Origin of the sequence: Pseudomonas sp. YuFO8, assembly GCF_035065025.1 — a bacterium.
Taxonomy (GTDB): Bacteria; Pseudomonadota; Gammaproteobacteria; order Pseudomonadales; family Pseudomonadaceae; genus Aquipseudomonas; species Aquipseudomonas putida_AE.
Genome location: NZ_JAXDEQ010000054.1, coordinates 1 through 14,069 on the forward strand (window position 1 = coordinate 1; position 14,069 = coordinate 14,069).

Annotated in this window: 11 protein-coding genes; 3 read left to right on the plus strand and 8 right to left on the minus strand. The window is 62.9% G+C overall.

Features of this window, described 5'->3' with window-relative positions; all coding sequences use genetic code 11:
- Positions 1–332 precede the first annotated feature (332 nt).
- From SOP95_RS28655 to lldD, 5 genes are all read right to left on the minus strand, one after another.
- A complete protein-coding gene (locus SOP95_RS28655; RefSeq protein WP_323609116.1) occupies positions 333–4,427 on the minus strand; it encodes a bifunctional nitrate reductase/sulfite reductase flavoprotein subunit alpha in 4,095 nt (1,364 codons plus the stop codon).
- A gap of 343 nt (positions 4,428–4,770) precedes the next feature.
- A complete protein-coding gene (locus tag SOP95_RS28660) occupies positions 4,771–6,477 on the minus strand; it encodes an amidase (RefSeq protein ID WP_323609118.1) in 1,707 nt (568 codons plus the stop codon).
- Between the two features lie 84 nt (positions 6,478–6,561).
- Entirely contained in the window at positions 6,562–7,080 is a 519-nt protein-coding gene (locus SOP95_RS28665) for an HIT family protein (protein WP_323609119.1), read from the minus strand.
- Between the two features lie 190 nt (positions 7,081–7,270).
- On the minus strand, positions 7,271–8,038 hold the full coding sequence (locus tag SOP95_RS28670) for a metallophosphoesterase (protein WP_323609120.1): 768 nt from the start codon (positions 8,036–8,038) through the stop codon (positions 7,271–7,273).
- Positions 8,039–8,065: 27 nt separating this feature from the next.
- The gene (gene lldD, locus SOP95_RS28675; RefSeq protein WP_274076224.1) at positions 8,066–9,211 is read right to left on the minus strand and encodes an FMN-dependent L-lactate dehydrogenase LldD; all 1,146 of its coding nucleotides are present in this window, start codon (positions 9,209–9,211) and stop codon (positions 8,066–8,068) included.
- Positions 9,212–9,383: 172 nt separating this feature from the next.
- On the opposite strand from lldD, the gene SOP95_RS28680 reads away from it, so the two are divergent.
- Positions 9,384–9,599 (plus strand): hypothetical protein, encoded by a 216-nt coding sequence (locus SOP95_RS28680; RefSeq protein ID WP_046816415.1) that lies wholly within the window; start codon positions 9,384–9,386, stop codon positions 9,597–9,599.
- Between the two features lie 10 nt (positions 9,600–9,609).
- Here SOP95_RS28680 and SOP95_RS28685 read toward each other — a convergent pair whose 3' ends face one another.
- Positions 9,610–9,822 carry a DUF4287 domain-containing protein gene (locus tag SOP95_RS28685; RefSeq protein ID WP_323609121.1) on the minus strand — a complete coding sequence of 71 codons (213 nt, stop codon included), beginning with the start codon at positions 9,820–9,822 and terminating at the stop codon, positions 9,610–9,612.
- Positions 9,823–10,436: 614 nt separating this feature from the next.
- Between SOP95_RS28685 and SOP95_RS28690 the strand changes: the two genes are divergently transcribed.
- Both SOP95_RS28690 and SOP95_RS28695 read left to right on the plus strand, forming a co-directional pair.
- Positions 10,437–10,868: an NUDIX hydrolase gene (locus SOP95_RS28690; protein ID WP_323609122.1), complete on the plus strand. Its 432-nt coding sequence runs from the start codon at positions 10,437–10,439 to the stop codon at positions 10,866–10,868.
- Positions 10,865–11,386, plus strand: coding sequence for a GNAT family N-acetyltransferase (locus tag SOP95_RS28695; RefSeq protein WP_323609124.1), 522 nt, complete (start codon positions 10,865–10,867; stop codon positions 11,384–11,386). Before SOP95_RS28690 ends, SOP95_RS28695 begins: the two co-directional genes overlap by 4 nt.
- A 366-nt stretch (positions 11,387–11,752) precedes the next feature.
- Here SOP95_RS28695 and SOP95_RS28700 read toward each other — a convergent pair whose 3' ends face one another.
- Positions 11,753–12,742, minus strand: a complete 990-nt coding sequence (locus SOP95_RS28700; RefSeq protein ID WP_274076228.1) for an MBL fold metallo-hydrolase — start codon at positions 12,740–12,742, stop codon at positions 11,753–11,755.
- A 147-nt stretch (positions 12,743–12,889) separates the two neighbouring features.
- Complete coding sequence (locus SOP95_RS28705; RefSeq protein WP_274076229.1) at positions 12,890–14,047, minus strand: GGDEF domain-containing protein; 1,158 nt, start codon at positions 14,045–14,047, stop codon at positions 12,890–12,892.
- Between the last annotated feature and the right edge of the window lie 22 nt (positions 14,048–14,069).

The following is a 14,069-nucleotide window of genomic DNA, read 5'->3' on the forward strand; positions in this document are numbered from 1 at the left end:
AGCGAAGAGGCCCAAGAGACCAGCGCAATACCCAAGACCGCCTTCGCCGGCAAGCCGGGCTCCTACAATGTTGTGTGCTGGCCATGAATCCGTGGTTTTCCACGGACCTGTAGGAGCTGGCTTGCCAGCGAATAGGCCCGAGAGACCAGCGCAATACTCAAGACCGCCTTCGCCGGCAAGCCGGGCTCCTACAATGTTGTGTGTTGGGCATGAATCCGTGGTTTTCCACGGACCTGTAGGAGCTGGCTTGCCAGCGAAGAGGCCCGAGAGACCAGCGCAATACTCAAGGCCGCCTTCGCCGGCAAGCCGGGCTCCTACAATGTTCCAACCACTCAATAGACATCCCGCAAATAACGCTTCTGCTCACTCATCTGGCGCCAATAATCAGCGGCGCCTTGCGGATCCAGTCCACCATGTCGTTGCGCGACCTGACGCAACGCCTGATCGACGTCCCTGGCCATGCAGCTGGCATCGCCGCAGATGTACAACCGGGCGCCGTCCTGCAGCCAGCGCCAGAGTTCGACGCCTTGTTCGCGGATGCGGTCCTGTACGTAGATCTTCTCCGCCTGGTCACGGGAAAACGCCAGGCTCAGGTGCGTCAGCAGGCCATCGTGCTGCATGCCTTGCAGTTCATCGCGGTAATAGAAATCGCTGGCGGCGTGCTGTTCGCCGAAGAACAGCCAGTTTTTGCCGTGGTCGCCCCGCGCGCGGCGCTCTTGCAGGAAGGCGCGGAAGGGTGCGACGCCGGTCCCGGGGCCGATCATGATCATCGGTACATCACCGTCGCTGGGCACGCGAAAATGTTTCGACGGCTGGACGAAAACCGGTACCTCGGCGTCCTGCGCGCGGTCGGCGAGAAAGGTCGAGGACACGCCCTTGCGTTTGCCGTAGCGCACCGCGGCCACGGTGAGATGGACTTCCCGTGGATGCGCCTTGGCGCTCGACGCAATGGAATACAGGCGCGGTTGCAGGCGTTTGAAGGTGCCCAGCAGCTCGCTTGCCGAGCAGTCGAGCGGATACTCCTGCAGCACGTCCGCCAGTTGCCGTCCCCACAACCATTCTTTCAGCTGAGCCTTGCGGTCATTGCCCAGCAGCTGTTTCAAGCCCGGGTTGGCGCTGCGCTCGGCGATGAAGGCGAGGGTGTCGCTGTTGGGCCGGGCGATTTCAAAGTGTTCGGTCAGGGCCTGACGCAACGACACCTCGCCGAATTGATCGACGCTCACCGGCGCCTCGGCATTCAACCGGGTCAGGTCGAGCAACTCATCGACCAGTTCAGGACAATTGCGCGGATGGACGCCCAGCGCGTCACCCGCCTCGTAGCCCAATCCCGAATCCGCCAGGTCCAGGGAAAACATCCGGGTTTCCTTATGCGGGCTCTGGCTGTTCAGGTGAAGGTTGACCAGCAGCCGTGAGGCACGGGGCTTGGCCTTGCCCGTAGTCTCGATGGGACTGGCGGCACCCTGCGCCTCGACAGCGACCGCTGGCTCGGGCCTGAGGGTCTTCTGCAATTGCGCCACCCAGGTATCGGCGCGCTCTTCGAATTCGGTGTCGCAGTCGACCCGTTCCAGCAGACGGGTGGCGCCCAGTTCCTGCAGGCGCTGATCGAGTTGCTTGCCGTGACGGCAGAACTGGTCGTAGGCCGGATCACCCAAGGCGAGCACGGCAAAGCGCAGCGATTCCAGGCGTGTCTGGGTGGTGCTGAGGCTGTGCCAAAAACCTTCGCCGTTGTCCGGCGGGTCGCCATCGCCGAAGGTGCTGCTGATCAGGGCCAGGTTCTGCGTGCTGGTCAACTTGCTGGCCGGAAAATCGGCCATCGCGCTCAGCTCCACGGCGAAGCCGCCGTCACGCAGGCGCGCGGCCAAACGCTCGGCCAGGGTTTCGGCATTGCCGGTTTGCGAGGCCCAGAGCAACGTCACGGCGGGTGCGTTGGCGGCGGCTGGGGTTTCAACCTGGTTGCCCAGCGCAACACCCGCATCGACCCGGCTGAACAACCCACCCAGGAGCCCGTCCAGCCACAGCCGCGTCTCGGTGGCCAGCGGCGCGCTGGGCGGCAGCACCGGCACACCAGGCGCCTGGCGACCGGCGGAGGATTGCAGGCCACTGAGAAAACCGGCCAGGTAAGTGCGTTCACTGTCGTTCAATGTCGGGGAGGGCAGGCGACGGATGCCCGCCAGATCAGCGAAGGTCTCGATGCTCGACATGGCGAGTTCCTCTGGCAAGGGGGAGGGGGCGACGGCGGCAGGCGCTGGGGTTTGCAGGAACTGATGGTCGATCAGTTCGACCCGTTGCAGGGCGACCGCACAGAATTTGAATTCCGGCTGCTGCGATATCGGGTCGACGGCATCGTTGGTCACGGCATTGATCGCCAGGTTTTCGCCAAACACATCGTTCCAGTGAAAAGGCGCAAAACAATTGCCCTGGCGCACGCGGTCGGTCAGCACCGCCGGCAACACCGCGCGACCGCGCACGGAGCGTACTTCGACCGGGTCCTTGTCCTTGATGCCCAACGCACTGGCATCCTCGGGATGGATCTCGACGAAGGGGCCCGGGTTGAGCTTGTTCAGGGTCGCCACCTTGCCGGTCTTGGTCAGGGTGTGCCACTGGTGCTGCAAGCGCCCGGTGTTGAGCACGAAGGGAAAGGCTTCATCGGGCATTTCTGCCGGCGCCATGTGCGGCCGGGCGAGGAAGATGCCTTTGCCGCGCTCGGTGGCAAACACGATCGCCGGTTGGTGGCCATCGGCTTCGACCTTGAGCGTCTGGCTCACACCGTTGTTGAGGTAGCGAATCGGATTGCGCTGCGGGGCAGCCTCGGACGCGCAGGGCCATTGCAGCGGTTGGTCGCGCAGGCGCGTGTAGCTGGCGCCGCGAATGTCGTAGCCGGTCCTGGGGTTCCAGGCACGCTTGATCTCTTCGAACACTTCCTCGGCAGCGCTGTAGGTGAACCCGTCGGCGAAGCCCATCTCGCAAGCCACCCGGGCGATGATCTGCCAGTCGGGCAGCGTCTCGCCCGGGGCCTCCACGGCTTTTTGCATCAGCGTCAGGTTGCGCTCGGAGTTGATCATCACGCCCTCGGCCTCGGCCCAGAGCGCGCCGGGCAGGAGGATGTCGGCGTAACGGTTGGTCTCGGTGTCGAGGTAGGCGTCCTGGGTGATTACCAGTTCGGCCGCTTGCAGGCCGTCGATGACTTTCTGGCGGTTGGGGCCCGACGCGACCGGGTTGGTGCAGATGATCCAGCAGGCCTTGATCTTGCCTGCGCTCATGTCTTCGAACAGGGCCACGGTGCCGCCGCCAACGTTGCGCGGCAGGCTGTCGCGCGGGATGTCCCACAAGTCTTCGATGAACTGGCGGTCCGCCTCGACCAGCGCCGAGCGCTGTCCGGGCAGGCCTGGCCCCATGTAGCCCATCTCGCGGCCGCCCATGGCATTGGGTTGCCCGGTCAGGGAAAACGGCCCGCTGCCCGGCCGGCAGATCGCCCCGGTGGCCAGGTGCAGGTTACACAGGGCGTTGGTGTTCCAGGTGCCGTGGGTACTCTGGTTCAGGCCCATGGTCCAGCAGCTCATCCATTCGGCGGCTTCGCCGATCCATGACGCAGCCTTTCGAATATCCGCCTCGGGCAGGCCGGTGATTTGCGCGACCGTGGCGGGAGGATAGTCCTCGAGGAATTCGGGCATGGCCTCCCAGCCTTCGGTGAACGCGGCGATGAAGGTCGGGTCGGTATGGCCGTTTTTCACCAGCAGGTGCAGCAAGCCATTGAGCAAGGCCAGGTCGGTCCCTGGCTTGATCGGCAGGAACAGGTCGGCTTTGTCCGCGGTGGCGCTGCGCCGTGGATCGACCACGATCAGCTTCGCCCCGGCCTTGACCCGGTCCAGCATGCGCAGGAACAGGATCGGGTGACAGTCGGCCATGTTCGCGCCGATGACGAAAAACAAATCAGCATGATCGAAGTCCTGGTACGAACCCGGAGGGCCGTCAGAACCGAGGGACAGCTTGTAGCCGCTGCCGGCGCTGGCCATGCACAGGCGGGAATTGGACTCGATGTTGTTGGTTCGAACAAAACCCTTGGCCAGCTTGTTGATCAGGTATTGGGCTTCCAGGGACATTTGCCCGGACACGTAGAACGACAATGCATCGGGGCCATGGCGATCGAGGGTGTCGCGCAACCGGCTGGCCGTCTCGCTGATGGCCTTGTCCATGGCGATGCGCACCGGGTCGCGCTGGCGTTCCTGGCGCAGGTAGGCATGCTCCATCCGCCCCGACTCGGCGATGGCCTGGCCGCAGGTGGTGCCTTTGGTGCAGAGCCGGCCGGCGTTGGTCGGGTGGGCCTTGTCGCCGCTGACCTTGACGACCCGGTTGTTTTCGACCTGCATGACGATGCCGCAGCCCACACCACAATAGGGACACACACTGCGTACGGTTTTGCTTGCCATCCTCGCCCCTCGAATCTCTTGCCGGCCGTTACCGATGCCGGAAACAAAAAAGGCGCCATGCGGCCCACCGTCATAAAAAACGGGGGACACACGGCGCCTTTGTCGTATGCATGCAATCAGCGTTGACTGCAGGGTTGAGGTGTACCTAGCAAGTCACGCGCCAGAAATGCCTTTCAGGCCGTGATCGTTGTCGATACGGGGGCGGGCAAGGGGAGATCGTCGAGCATCGGTGCAAATGAACGCTGCACCCTGCACTTTTATAAAGCGCCACCTGCACCCGGGTGCACCAGTCGGTGGCGGTGGCGGGACTGGCACCTGCAGCGCGCCAATCCCGCCCGCGCTGTCACTTGCCCAGCGCTGGGGTGCGCGGCGGGATCAAGCGCTTGGAACCGGTGGCCTCGAACGCCGAGGCCAGGCGCAGCAGGGTCGAGTCGTCATAGGCGCGACCGGCAAAGGTCAGCCCCACGGGCATGCCGATGTCCGGCATGACCCCCATCGGCACGGTGACGGTCGGCACCCCCAGATGGCGTATCGCGAGGTTGCCGTTGGCCACCCAGACGCCGTTGCTCCAGGCGATGTCCGCCGCTGCCGGGTCGACATCGGCATTGGCCGGGCCGACGTCGGCGACGGTCGGGAAAATTACCGCATCGAGCCCCAGCCGATCCATCCACTGCTCGAGATCGATCTGGCGCGTCTGTTCAAGGCCGCGCAGGCCGTCCGGCACCGTCGGGATCTGGTCCCACGGGGTGATGCCCCGCTCGGCCATGCGCACGTACTCGTCCATGCCGGCGGCAAGGTCGCCCTCGCGGTTGGGCAGGGTGCCTGGGTCATGGGGGAAAATCAGCGGTCCGTCGACATCCACCAGGCGGTTCAACTGTGGATCGCCGTTGGCCTGCAGGAAATCATCGAAGGCCCAGGCCGTCAGGTCCCACAACTCGTGATGCAGAAACTCCTTGGACACGATGCCGCGATTGAACACGGTCGGCGCACCGGGACGATCGCCCTCACAGTTGGAGACCAGCGGGAAATCCACCTCGATGACTTCGGCGCCGGCGGCTTGCAAGGCCTGGCGGGCCTGCTCCCACAACCCGATCACCGAAGGCCGGGTGTGGATGCGCTGCCCGGTCGGGCCGCCGATGCCCGGGGCCTCGCTGGTGCCGGCTTCCGGATCGGCGTTGATGTACATGCGCGGAACGCCCAGGCGCTTGCCAGCCAGGGCCGCGGCGTTGGCGGCCAGGTCCTGGTAGGAAGCGGGGCGCACCGAGGCGACAGGTGGAATCGGCACCCAGGGTTGCAGGCGCCACAGGTCGCCGCGGGTGTCGGGGTCTTCGGCCACCACCACGTCGAGCACCTCGAGCAGGTCCGCCATGGTCCGGGCGAACGGCACGACGACGTCCATGGTCGGCGTCAACGGCCAGTTGCCACGCACCGAGATCACCCCGCGCGAAGGCGTGTAGGCGCACAAGCCATTGTTGGAGGCCGGGCCACGACCGCTCGACCAGGTTTCTTCAGCCAGGCCGAAGGCGGCAAAGCTGGCGGCGGTGGCGGTTCCGGCACCGTTCGACGAGCCGGAGGCGAAGGGGGCAGTGAGGTAGTCGGCGTTGTACGGGCTTTCTGCGCGGCCGTAGACGCCGCGCTGCATGCCGCCGTTGGCCATCGGCGGCATGTTGGTCTTGCCCAGGCAGATGGCGCCGGCGGCGCGCAGCCGTTCGATAGTGAAGGCATCGCGACAGGCGACCAGGTCCTTGAAGGCCGGGCTGCCGGAGGCGGCGGTCAGCCCCTTTACCAGATAACTGTCCTTGGCCGTGTAGGGAATGCCATCGAGCGGGCCCAGGGCCTGGCCCTTGGCGCGCCGGGCATCGCTGGCCTGGGCCTCTTGCAACGCATCGGGGTTGCGCACCACGACCGCATTGAGCGCGGTGGGCGTCTGGGGCGTGTCGTAGGCATCGATCCGCGCGAGATAGGCCTGGACCAGCTCCACGGCGGTGGTCTGGCCGGATTCGAGCGCAGCGCGCAGTTGGGCTATGGAAACTTCGGTGACTTCGATCATGCGGTGACTGCCGGCTGTTGATGGGGGATGCGCGGGTTGAGGCATCCGGGTACGCCCGTCATGTTAGCACCGCGATCGCCGATGTCAGCTGCCGGCTTGAACAAGCAGGCGCTGGCTCGCCGGACTGAAGGCGGTGCGCAAGCGCTCGATGACCCGGTCGATCGAAGGGCCTTCAATGGCCGGTGGTTGCGGGCTCTCGCCGAACTCACGCCAGATGAACAGGGTCATCTCCGCGCCATCGGTCAGCGTGTGTGCGCTGGCGCTGTCGCCGAAGTTTTCCAGCAGTCGATAGCGCTCATCCTGCCAGAACAGGTCCTCGACCCACGAGTACACCGGGATGTAATGGAAATGGATGGGAAAGCGCGGATCGTGGCCGAATCGGCTGATGTAGAGCCACTTGGGCTGCAACTCCGCTTGCAGGGTTTTCTGCACCCTGGCGAGCAGCCCGCCCATCTCCGCCAGGGCCTGCTCGGGAAGATCGGACAGCGAATTGGCGTTGTGCCGGGTGCCCAGGACCAGATAGCCGGGGAGCGCCGAAGACATATGGTGGTTGAGGATCCAGTGGGCGGTTTCATGGATGATGAAACGGGGTGCTATGTCCATGGGTCAATGTCCGTTGGCGACGCTGTCAAAAGGGGCGGGTGGGTTGGCCTCGACTGATTCTAAATCCAGCAAAGCTCCGTGGGATACGCTTTTTGCGCTGGTGCCATGCGGGCAATGTAGGGGCAAATCCTGCCGCCGACCACCAGACCTGGGTGTAGCAGGTTAACGCTTTGGTATGAGGCCGGGGGGTTCACAGGTCCAGGTCAATCACATGGGCGGCCTCGAACTGAGCGTTTTCATTGATGCCATTCCTGGCATAGCCCCGGGCGTTGCACACGACCCGGGTGTTGCCGATCCGGTAATCGAAGCTGCCGTGGGTATGGCCATGCAACCAGAGTGCCGGCTGCCACGCCTTGATCCGCTCTTCGAGGTCTGAAACGAAACTTGCGTTGATCGGCGAGTCGACGAAAGTCGGGCTGATGCTCGAGCGGGTCGGTGCGAAATGCGATATCACCACCGTCGGGATATTCCGGTCGGCGGCAAAACAGTCTTCCAGCCAGGCCACCGTCTGCAGGAAAATCAGTTGGGAAATCGCCGGGGTGAACAGGTCTGGAAAATCAGGCGCAACCCTGATGCGGCTGAAGTCGCGGATCAGACTCGTGGCCATGTCGATTCCCTGGGCCCGATCTTCGGCTTGATCAAAAAGACGGTAGTCGGACCACAGGGTACAACCGAGGAACCGTACGCCGTTGTGGACGTGCGCCGTACGTTCCAGCACGTGGATCGATGTGCCTTGGGACAAGCGGTGCAGTTGCTCGTAGGTCGAGATCAAGTCGCTGCCGTAGAATTCGTGATTGCCGGCCACGTACAGCACCGGCGTCGGGCATGCCCTGGCCCACTCGATGGCGGCGGCCGGCCGGGAGATGTCGCCGGCCAGGACCACGATATCCGCTTCCAACACCGGAAACGGCAGGGCATCGACGGACAAATGGATATCGGAAAGCAGGGCGATGCGCATGGAACGGTTCCTGGCAGTGGGTGCTAATTACTTGAGGGGATGACGCACCAGAATCGATTCGTCGATCTGGTCGATGGAGGTGACCCCCGTCAATGTCATGGCCACGCGCATTTCCTTGGCGAAGATATCCAGCATGTTTTCCACCCCGCGTTGACCGTCGGCCGCCAGGGCATAGGCCATGGAGCGTCCAAGCAGTACCCCTTTGGCTCCCAGTGCCAACATGCGCACCACATCCAACCCCGAGCGGATCCCCGAGTCGACCAGCACCTTGAGGTCATTGCCCACCGCTTGCATGATTGGCGGCAGGGCTTGGGCCGTGGAGAGCACGCCATCCAGCTGCCGGCCGCCGTGGTTGGAAACGATGATACCGTCGGCGCCAAAACTGACCGCATCCCTGGCGTCCTCGGGGTCGAGAATGCCCTTGATGATCATCGGGCCCTTCCAGAAATCGCGAATCCACTCCAGGTCGCTCCAGCTGATCGACGGGTCGAAGTTGTTGGCCAGCCAGCCGATGTAATCTTCGAGCGTAACGGCCTTGCCCAGATACTTCGAGACATTGCCCAGGTCATGGGGCCGCCCCATGAGGCCGACGTTGAAGGCCCAGTCGGGCCGGGTGATGGCCTGCAACATTCGCCGCGACGATGCATAGGGACCGGACATGCCCGAATGGGCGTCGCGATAGCGGGCGCCGGGCGTCGGCATGTCGACCGTGAACACCAGGTTCTGCACGCCGGCGGCCTTGGCGCGTTCCAGCGCGTTTCTCATGAACCCGCGGTCCTTGAGCACATACAGTTGAAACCAGATGGGCTGTTGAGTGTTGGCGCGGACCTCTTCGATCGAGCACACCGACACGGTGGACAGGCACAGCGGGATGCCTTTGTTTTCGGCGGCCTTGACCGCCTGCACTTCGCCACGGCGGGCGAACATGCCGGTCAGCCCTACCGGCGCCAATACGATGGGCATCGACAGGCGTTGATCGAACAGGGTGGTTTCCAGGCTCAATGCTTCGACGTTCTTGAGGATGCGCTGGCGCAGGCTGACGTCCGCCAGATCGGCGCTGTTGGCCCTCAGCGTGTGCTCGGCATAGGCTCCGCCATCGATGTAGTCGAACAGGAAACGCGGGAGCTTGCGACGGGCTGCCTCGCGATAGTCGGATGCGGACGAAATGATCATATTGCCGATGCCTTGAGCTGATGGGGGACGGTGACGCCTGTCGAGCTTGAGGGCAGATTAGCCCATGCAATTGCAACTCTGTTGAAAAGCCATGCAAACCTTTGGTGGCTGCAACATGGACGAAACATAACGCGCCTATGATCCGCCTCAACCAAAACCGAGGGAGCGACCCATGAACAGGCCATCAAGAAGCATCCGCAAACTGCTCGACTCCGTGGCCTCCAACAACGAGGGCGCGGCGCTGGATGTGATGCGCGCCGCTGAACAGCTCAAGGACGAGGTGCTGCGCCAACGCTTGCTCAACCTGATTCATCGGCTCAACCAGGACGCCATCGACTTGCGCATTGCCCGTGACGAGATCCAGGGTGGCGCTATCAAGCTTGCGTGACGGGCTTGCTTCAACCTGCGTGAGCCAGGTAATAGGCAACCAGAGCATTGGCGTGGCCATGACCCAGGCCATGCTCGGTCTTGAGCCAGGCGACCATTTCCATGTGCTTCTTGTTGCTGACGGTCTTGAGCAGGTCCAGCCAGTGGCTGACCGGGTGCCCGTACTTTTTTTCGATGGAAGGGAAGTACGAGGCGGGGCCTTTGGTTTTTGTCTCTTCAGTCACGTTGCAAACTCCATTTTTGCTGGGTGATCAGGAGAGCCGGGAAATGCTCCCGACGCAGCATCAATAACGGTACTTTTTAGCCTGTGCTGAATCCGCCGTCCACTCCTGGCATCGCATCACAGCAATGGCGGCCTGACAGCCGACCCATCTCTCACGGCCGAATCGGATCTACTGTAGGAGCTGGCTTGCCAGCGATGGCGGCACCAAGGCCACCATCGCATCGCCAGCAAGCCGGCTCCTACAGATGCGCGTAACGCTACACATTCATCATGGCCCCACAAATCCTGTAGGAGCTGGCTTGCCGGCGATGGCGGTGTAACGGCCACCATCGCATCGCCAGCAAGCCGGCTCCTACAGATGCGCGCAATGCCACACATTCATCATGGCCCCACAAATCCTGTAGGAGCTGGCTTGCCAGCGATGGCGGCACCAAGGCCACCATCGCATCGCCAGCAAGCCGGCTCCTACAGATGCGCGCAACGCCACACATTCATCATGGCCCCACAAATCCTGTAGGAGCTGGCTTGCCGGCGATGGCGGTGTAACGGCCACCATCGCATCGCAAGGTGAACTGACCGTATGATGTTGGCTTCATCGTCGATAAGGAGATCGCCATGTCGCCAAACAAGGCTTGCCCCGTCATTCTCTCCAGCATGCCTGCGCCACGCATCCTTCTGTTCCGCCATCCCCTGGCAGGCGTGCAACTGGTCAAAGGCACCATCGAGCCAGGAGAAACACCCGCCGAGGCCGCTCTTCGTGAGTTGAGCGAGGAGTCTGGAATAGACGACGCCTCGGTTGTCCGTGATCTGGGTTGCTGGAACGCCGAGCATCTCGAGCAGGTATGGTCGTTTCATCTGTGCCACGCACAAGCGCCGCTGCCCGAACAATGGACCCATCAAACGCGCGATGACCATGGCCACGCCTTCAGCTTTTTCTGGGCCCCGCTTGATGAGTTGCCGATTGCCGATTGTCATCCGGTCTTCCGTCGGGCATTACGGCACCTGACGGCCACGCTTCTGCCTGAACACAGGAGAGTTGATGAATGAAGACATTCAAGATTCGCGAGCTGAAAAGCACCGACACCGAAGCGTTGCTCGCATTCGAAGTCCGCAACCGTGAGTGGTTCGAATCCCATATCGATGCCCGCGATCCTTCTTTTTACTCATTGCAGGGCGTCGCCGAGCATATTCAAGGCTACTTATCCGGTTTCGCCATTGGCGCCTGGCATCCGTTTGTCATCGAAGACTGCAATGAAAAAATAGTGGGTCGAGCCAACCTGAAAAGCATCGACCCAGCGACGGGGTCTGCGGAGGTGGGCTATCGAATCGATCGCGACGCTTGCGGCCAGGGCCTGGCGACACAGGCGGTCCGACATCTGATCGAGCAGGCACAGCGCCGTTGGCAACTGACGCAACTGATAGCTTATGTGTTCAAGGAAAATGTGGGCTCGAGAAAAGTACTGGAGCGTTGCGGATTCGTGCTTGAACAATCCTCCGGAAACGAAGCGCCAGAAGCCGAATACCGATTGCTTCAGCCTCTGGCCCGGTGCCGCAAGCGCGAGTAGGAACTCAGCATGCTGGTCAGTTCTGGGTCACTTGGGTGAAGGGCAACACTCGACGACTGATCAGGAACACCTTGCCGGCCGGGGTCAGGCTTATGCTCACCGATCCGACGGCGCACGGTGGCAGTGCCGACGATGCGTTTAGACATCGGCTACGATGAGGTAAGCGACGACCCCTGTGTACGATTGAACCGCAATTGACCGCGATCCCTGCAGGAGCAGCCGGTCGACGCTCGATTGCTCGCGATGGACGTTAACGATGACGCGGAAACCCTGACGCTCCGCGGTGCTCTCAGGTTTTTCGCGAGCAATCGAGCGTCGACCGGCTGCTCCTACAATGGTCCACGACAACCCGCGCCAGCGGGTATGTCAGTAGTCCCAGAAAGCCGCGACCCAGCGAAAGGCGTCCCCATTGACGGCCACCCGCCCAACGGAGGGAAACGGCAGGTGCGTGGCGACAAAAAGCTCACCGCTCGCCGCCGCCTCTCGCATGAGTCGCACCCGAACGCGAACCGACTCCTCAGGGTCGTGTTCAAAACCGTTGTGCCAGTCGGGATGCTCGAAGGCGACCGGGAACAGGGCGTCGCCGGCGAACGTTAACCGCTCGCCGCCGGACGTCACGTAGACCACGCTGTGACCCGGGGTGTGGCCGCCGGTGAGCTTGACCACCACGCCCGGTGCCACCTCGTACTCGTCTTCGAATGTCCGCACATTGCTGCGGTAAGCGTTGATGAACTGATTGGCGGTTGCCCGCAGGACGTCCGGTACCGGTGAAGGCATGTCGGTGTGGGTGAAATCCGGCGACTCCCAGAACGCAACCTCGATAGCCGCAACGTGGATGCGCACGTCTGGCCGCAACTTGTTCTTCACCTCATCGACCAGCAACCCGCCGATATGGTCCATGTGCATGTGGGTAATCACCACGTCGGTTACCGCCGAAAGCTCGATACCCGCGGCCTCCAGTCGCTTGGGGAACTGCCCGGCCCGTGGAAAGCCCGGGAACTGTCCACCCAGTCCTGCGTCGACGAGAATGGTCTGCTCGCCACTGCGCACCACCAGTACATTCAACGCCCAATCGAACGCGTCCGGCCCGAGGAACATCTCCTTGAACCAGGCCGCGCGGGCGGCCGGGTCGGCATTGGTGGACATCGTCGCGGTCGGGAGCGGCAGCACCCCATCGCTGATCACCAGCACGTCGATCTCGCCGACCCGCAGCGCATAGCGCGAAGGCACCAGTTCCTGCGACCCCGATCCACCGGAGTACGGGGTGCCGGGCAAGCTCGATTCTGACGCCGGCTGGCCGCTAGTTTTCTGATGTGTACCAGCCATTGGGGTGGGGTAGTCCAGATGCGTTGTCATGGTCGTTCACCTATTGCCAGGATCAATCGGGCAATCAGTGTGCAACGCCACACACCGCCATCGATACCATACGGGCGTATAGTGGGCTTGCACTTTAGCGTGAGCGTTTCCCACCAAAAGATACTGCGGGGGCCTTTCGTGCAGGCCTCAACCAGAAACGGTCTGATCGACCAGGCGCATGCTGTCGCGTCCGCCACGCTTGGATTGGTAGAGCGCCGCATCGCTTTGCTCGATCAACGCCGCCAGGCTGGCGGGCGGATGGTCGAACAGGTTGGCGCCGATGCTCAGGGTCACCGCTTCGGGGGTGGCGAATGACTGGGCGGCAGCGTGGTGAAATTGCTCACGCAGCGTGCTGCCCAGCCCGACGATTTGCTCATTCGAGGCGTTGCGCAGCAGGATCACGAACTCGTCACCACCGAGTCGCGCCGCCAGTGCGCCTTCGGGCAGGACCGAACGAATCATCTCGCTCAGCGTGACCAGCAGGCGGTCGCCAGCGGTATGGCCGTAGAGGTCGTTGACCTGTTTGAAGTTGTCGATGTCGATCAGCAACAAGGCACCGGGGCGCGCTGGAGAGACGTCATCGAGCAGGCGCGTTGCCCGCACTTCGAGGGCGCGGCGGTTGTACAGGGCAGTCAACGGATCACGGGCGGCCAGCCGGGCGATGCGTTTCTCGCGCCGGTAGCGCTCGGTGCCGGTCATGGACAAGGCGATCAGCATGATCGCCATCGCGCCCTCGACCAGGGATAGCTGAATGATCTCGCCACGAAAGGCGGCAAGATCGATCAGGGTGCCGGGAACGATGGCGGTGATCGACTTGGCCAGATAGAACAGCCCATGCACCAGCAGCACATAACGCAGTTGCACCGCGCCCACGCTCAACGACCTGCCATGGGGGCGTAGGAGGAAACTGGCCCTGAGTGTCGTCACCGCCACCAGCAGCGAATTGGCCAGCAGCATGACCTTGGACCACGACGGCTCGTCCGGTAACAACAGCAAGGCCATCCAGGCAACAAAGATCAGGTACCAGGCACGGGACAGGCGCGTCTGCGTGAAGCGTGCGACACCCAGCAGGAAACACCAGTGGGCCACCACCAGCAGGCCGTTGGCGAACCAGATGCCGACCAGCAACAGCCCGGAACTGCGCAGCAAGGCGAGGGTCGAGCCCAGGGTGATCGTGGCGAAACCTGCGCTCCAGAACAGCAGCGAGGGCTCGCGAATGCTGCGCCATTCGATCGCCAGGTACAGCGCGGCAGCCGCTGCGAGGGCGATCGAGAGTGTCAACATCGTGGGAGGGTCGAGCGCCATAACCTGGAGAACCTTTCTGATC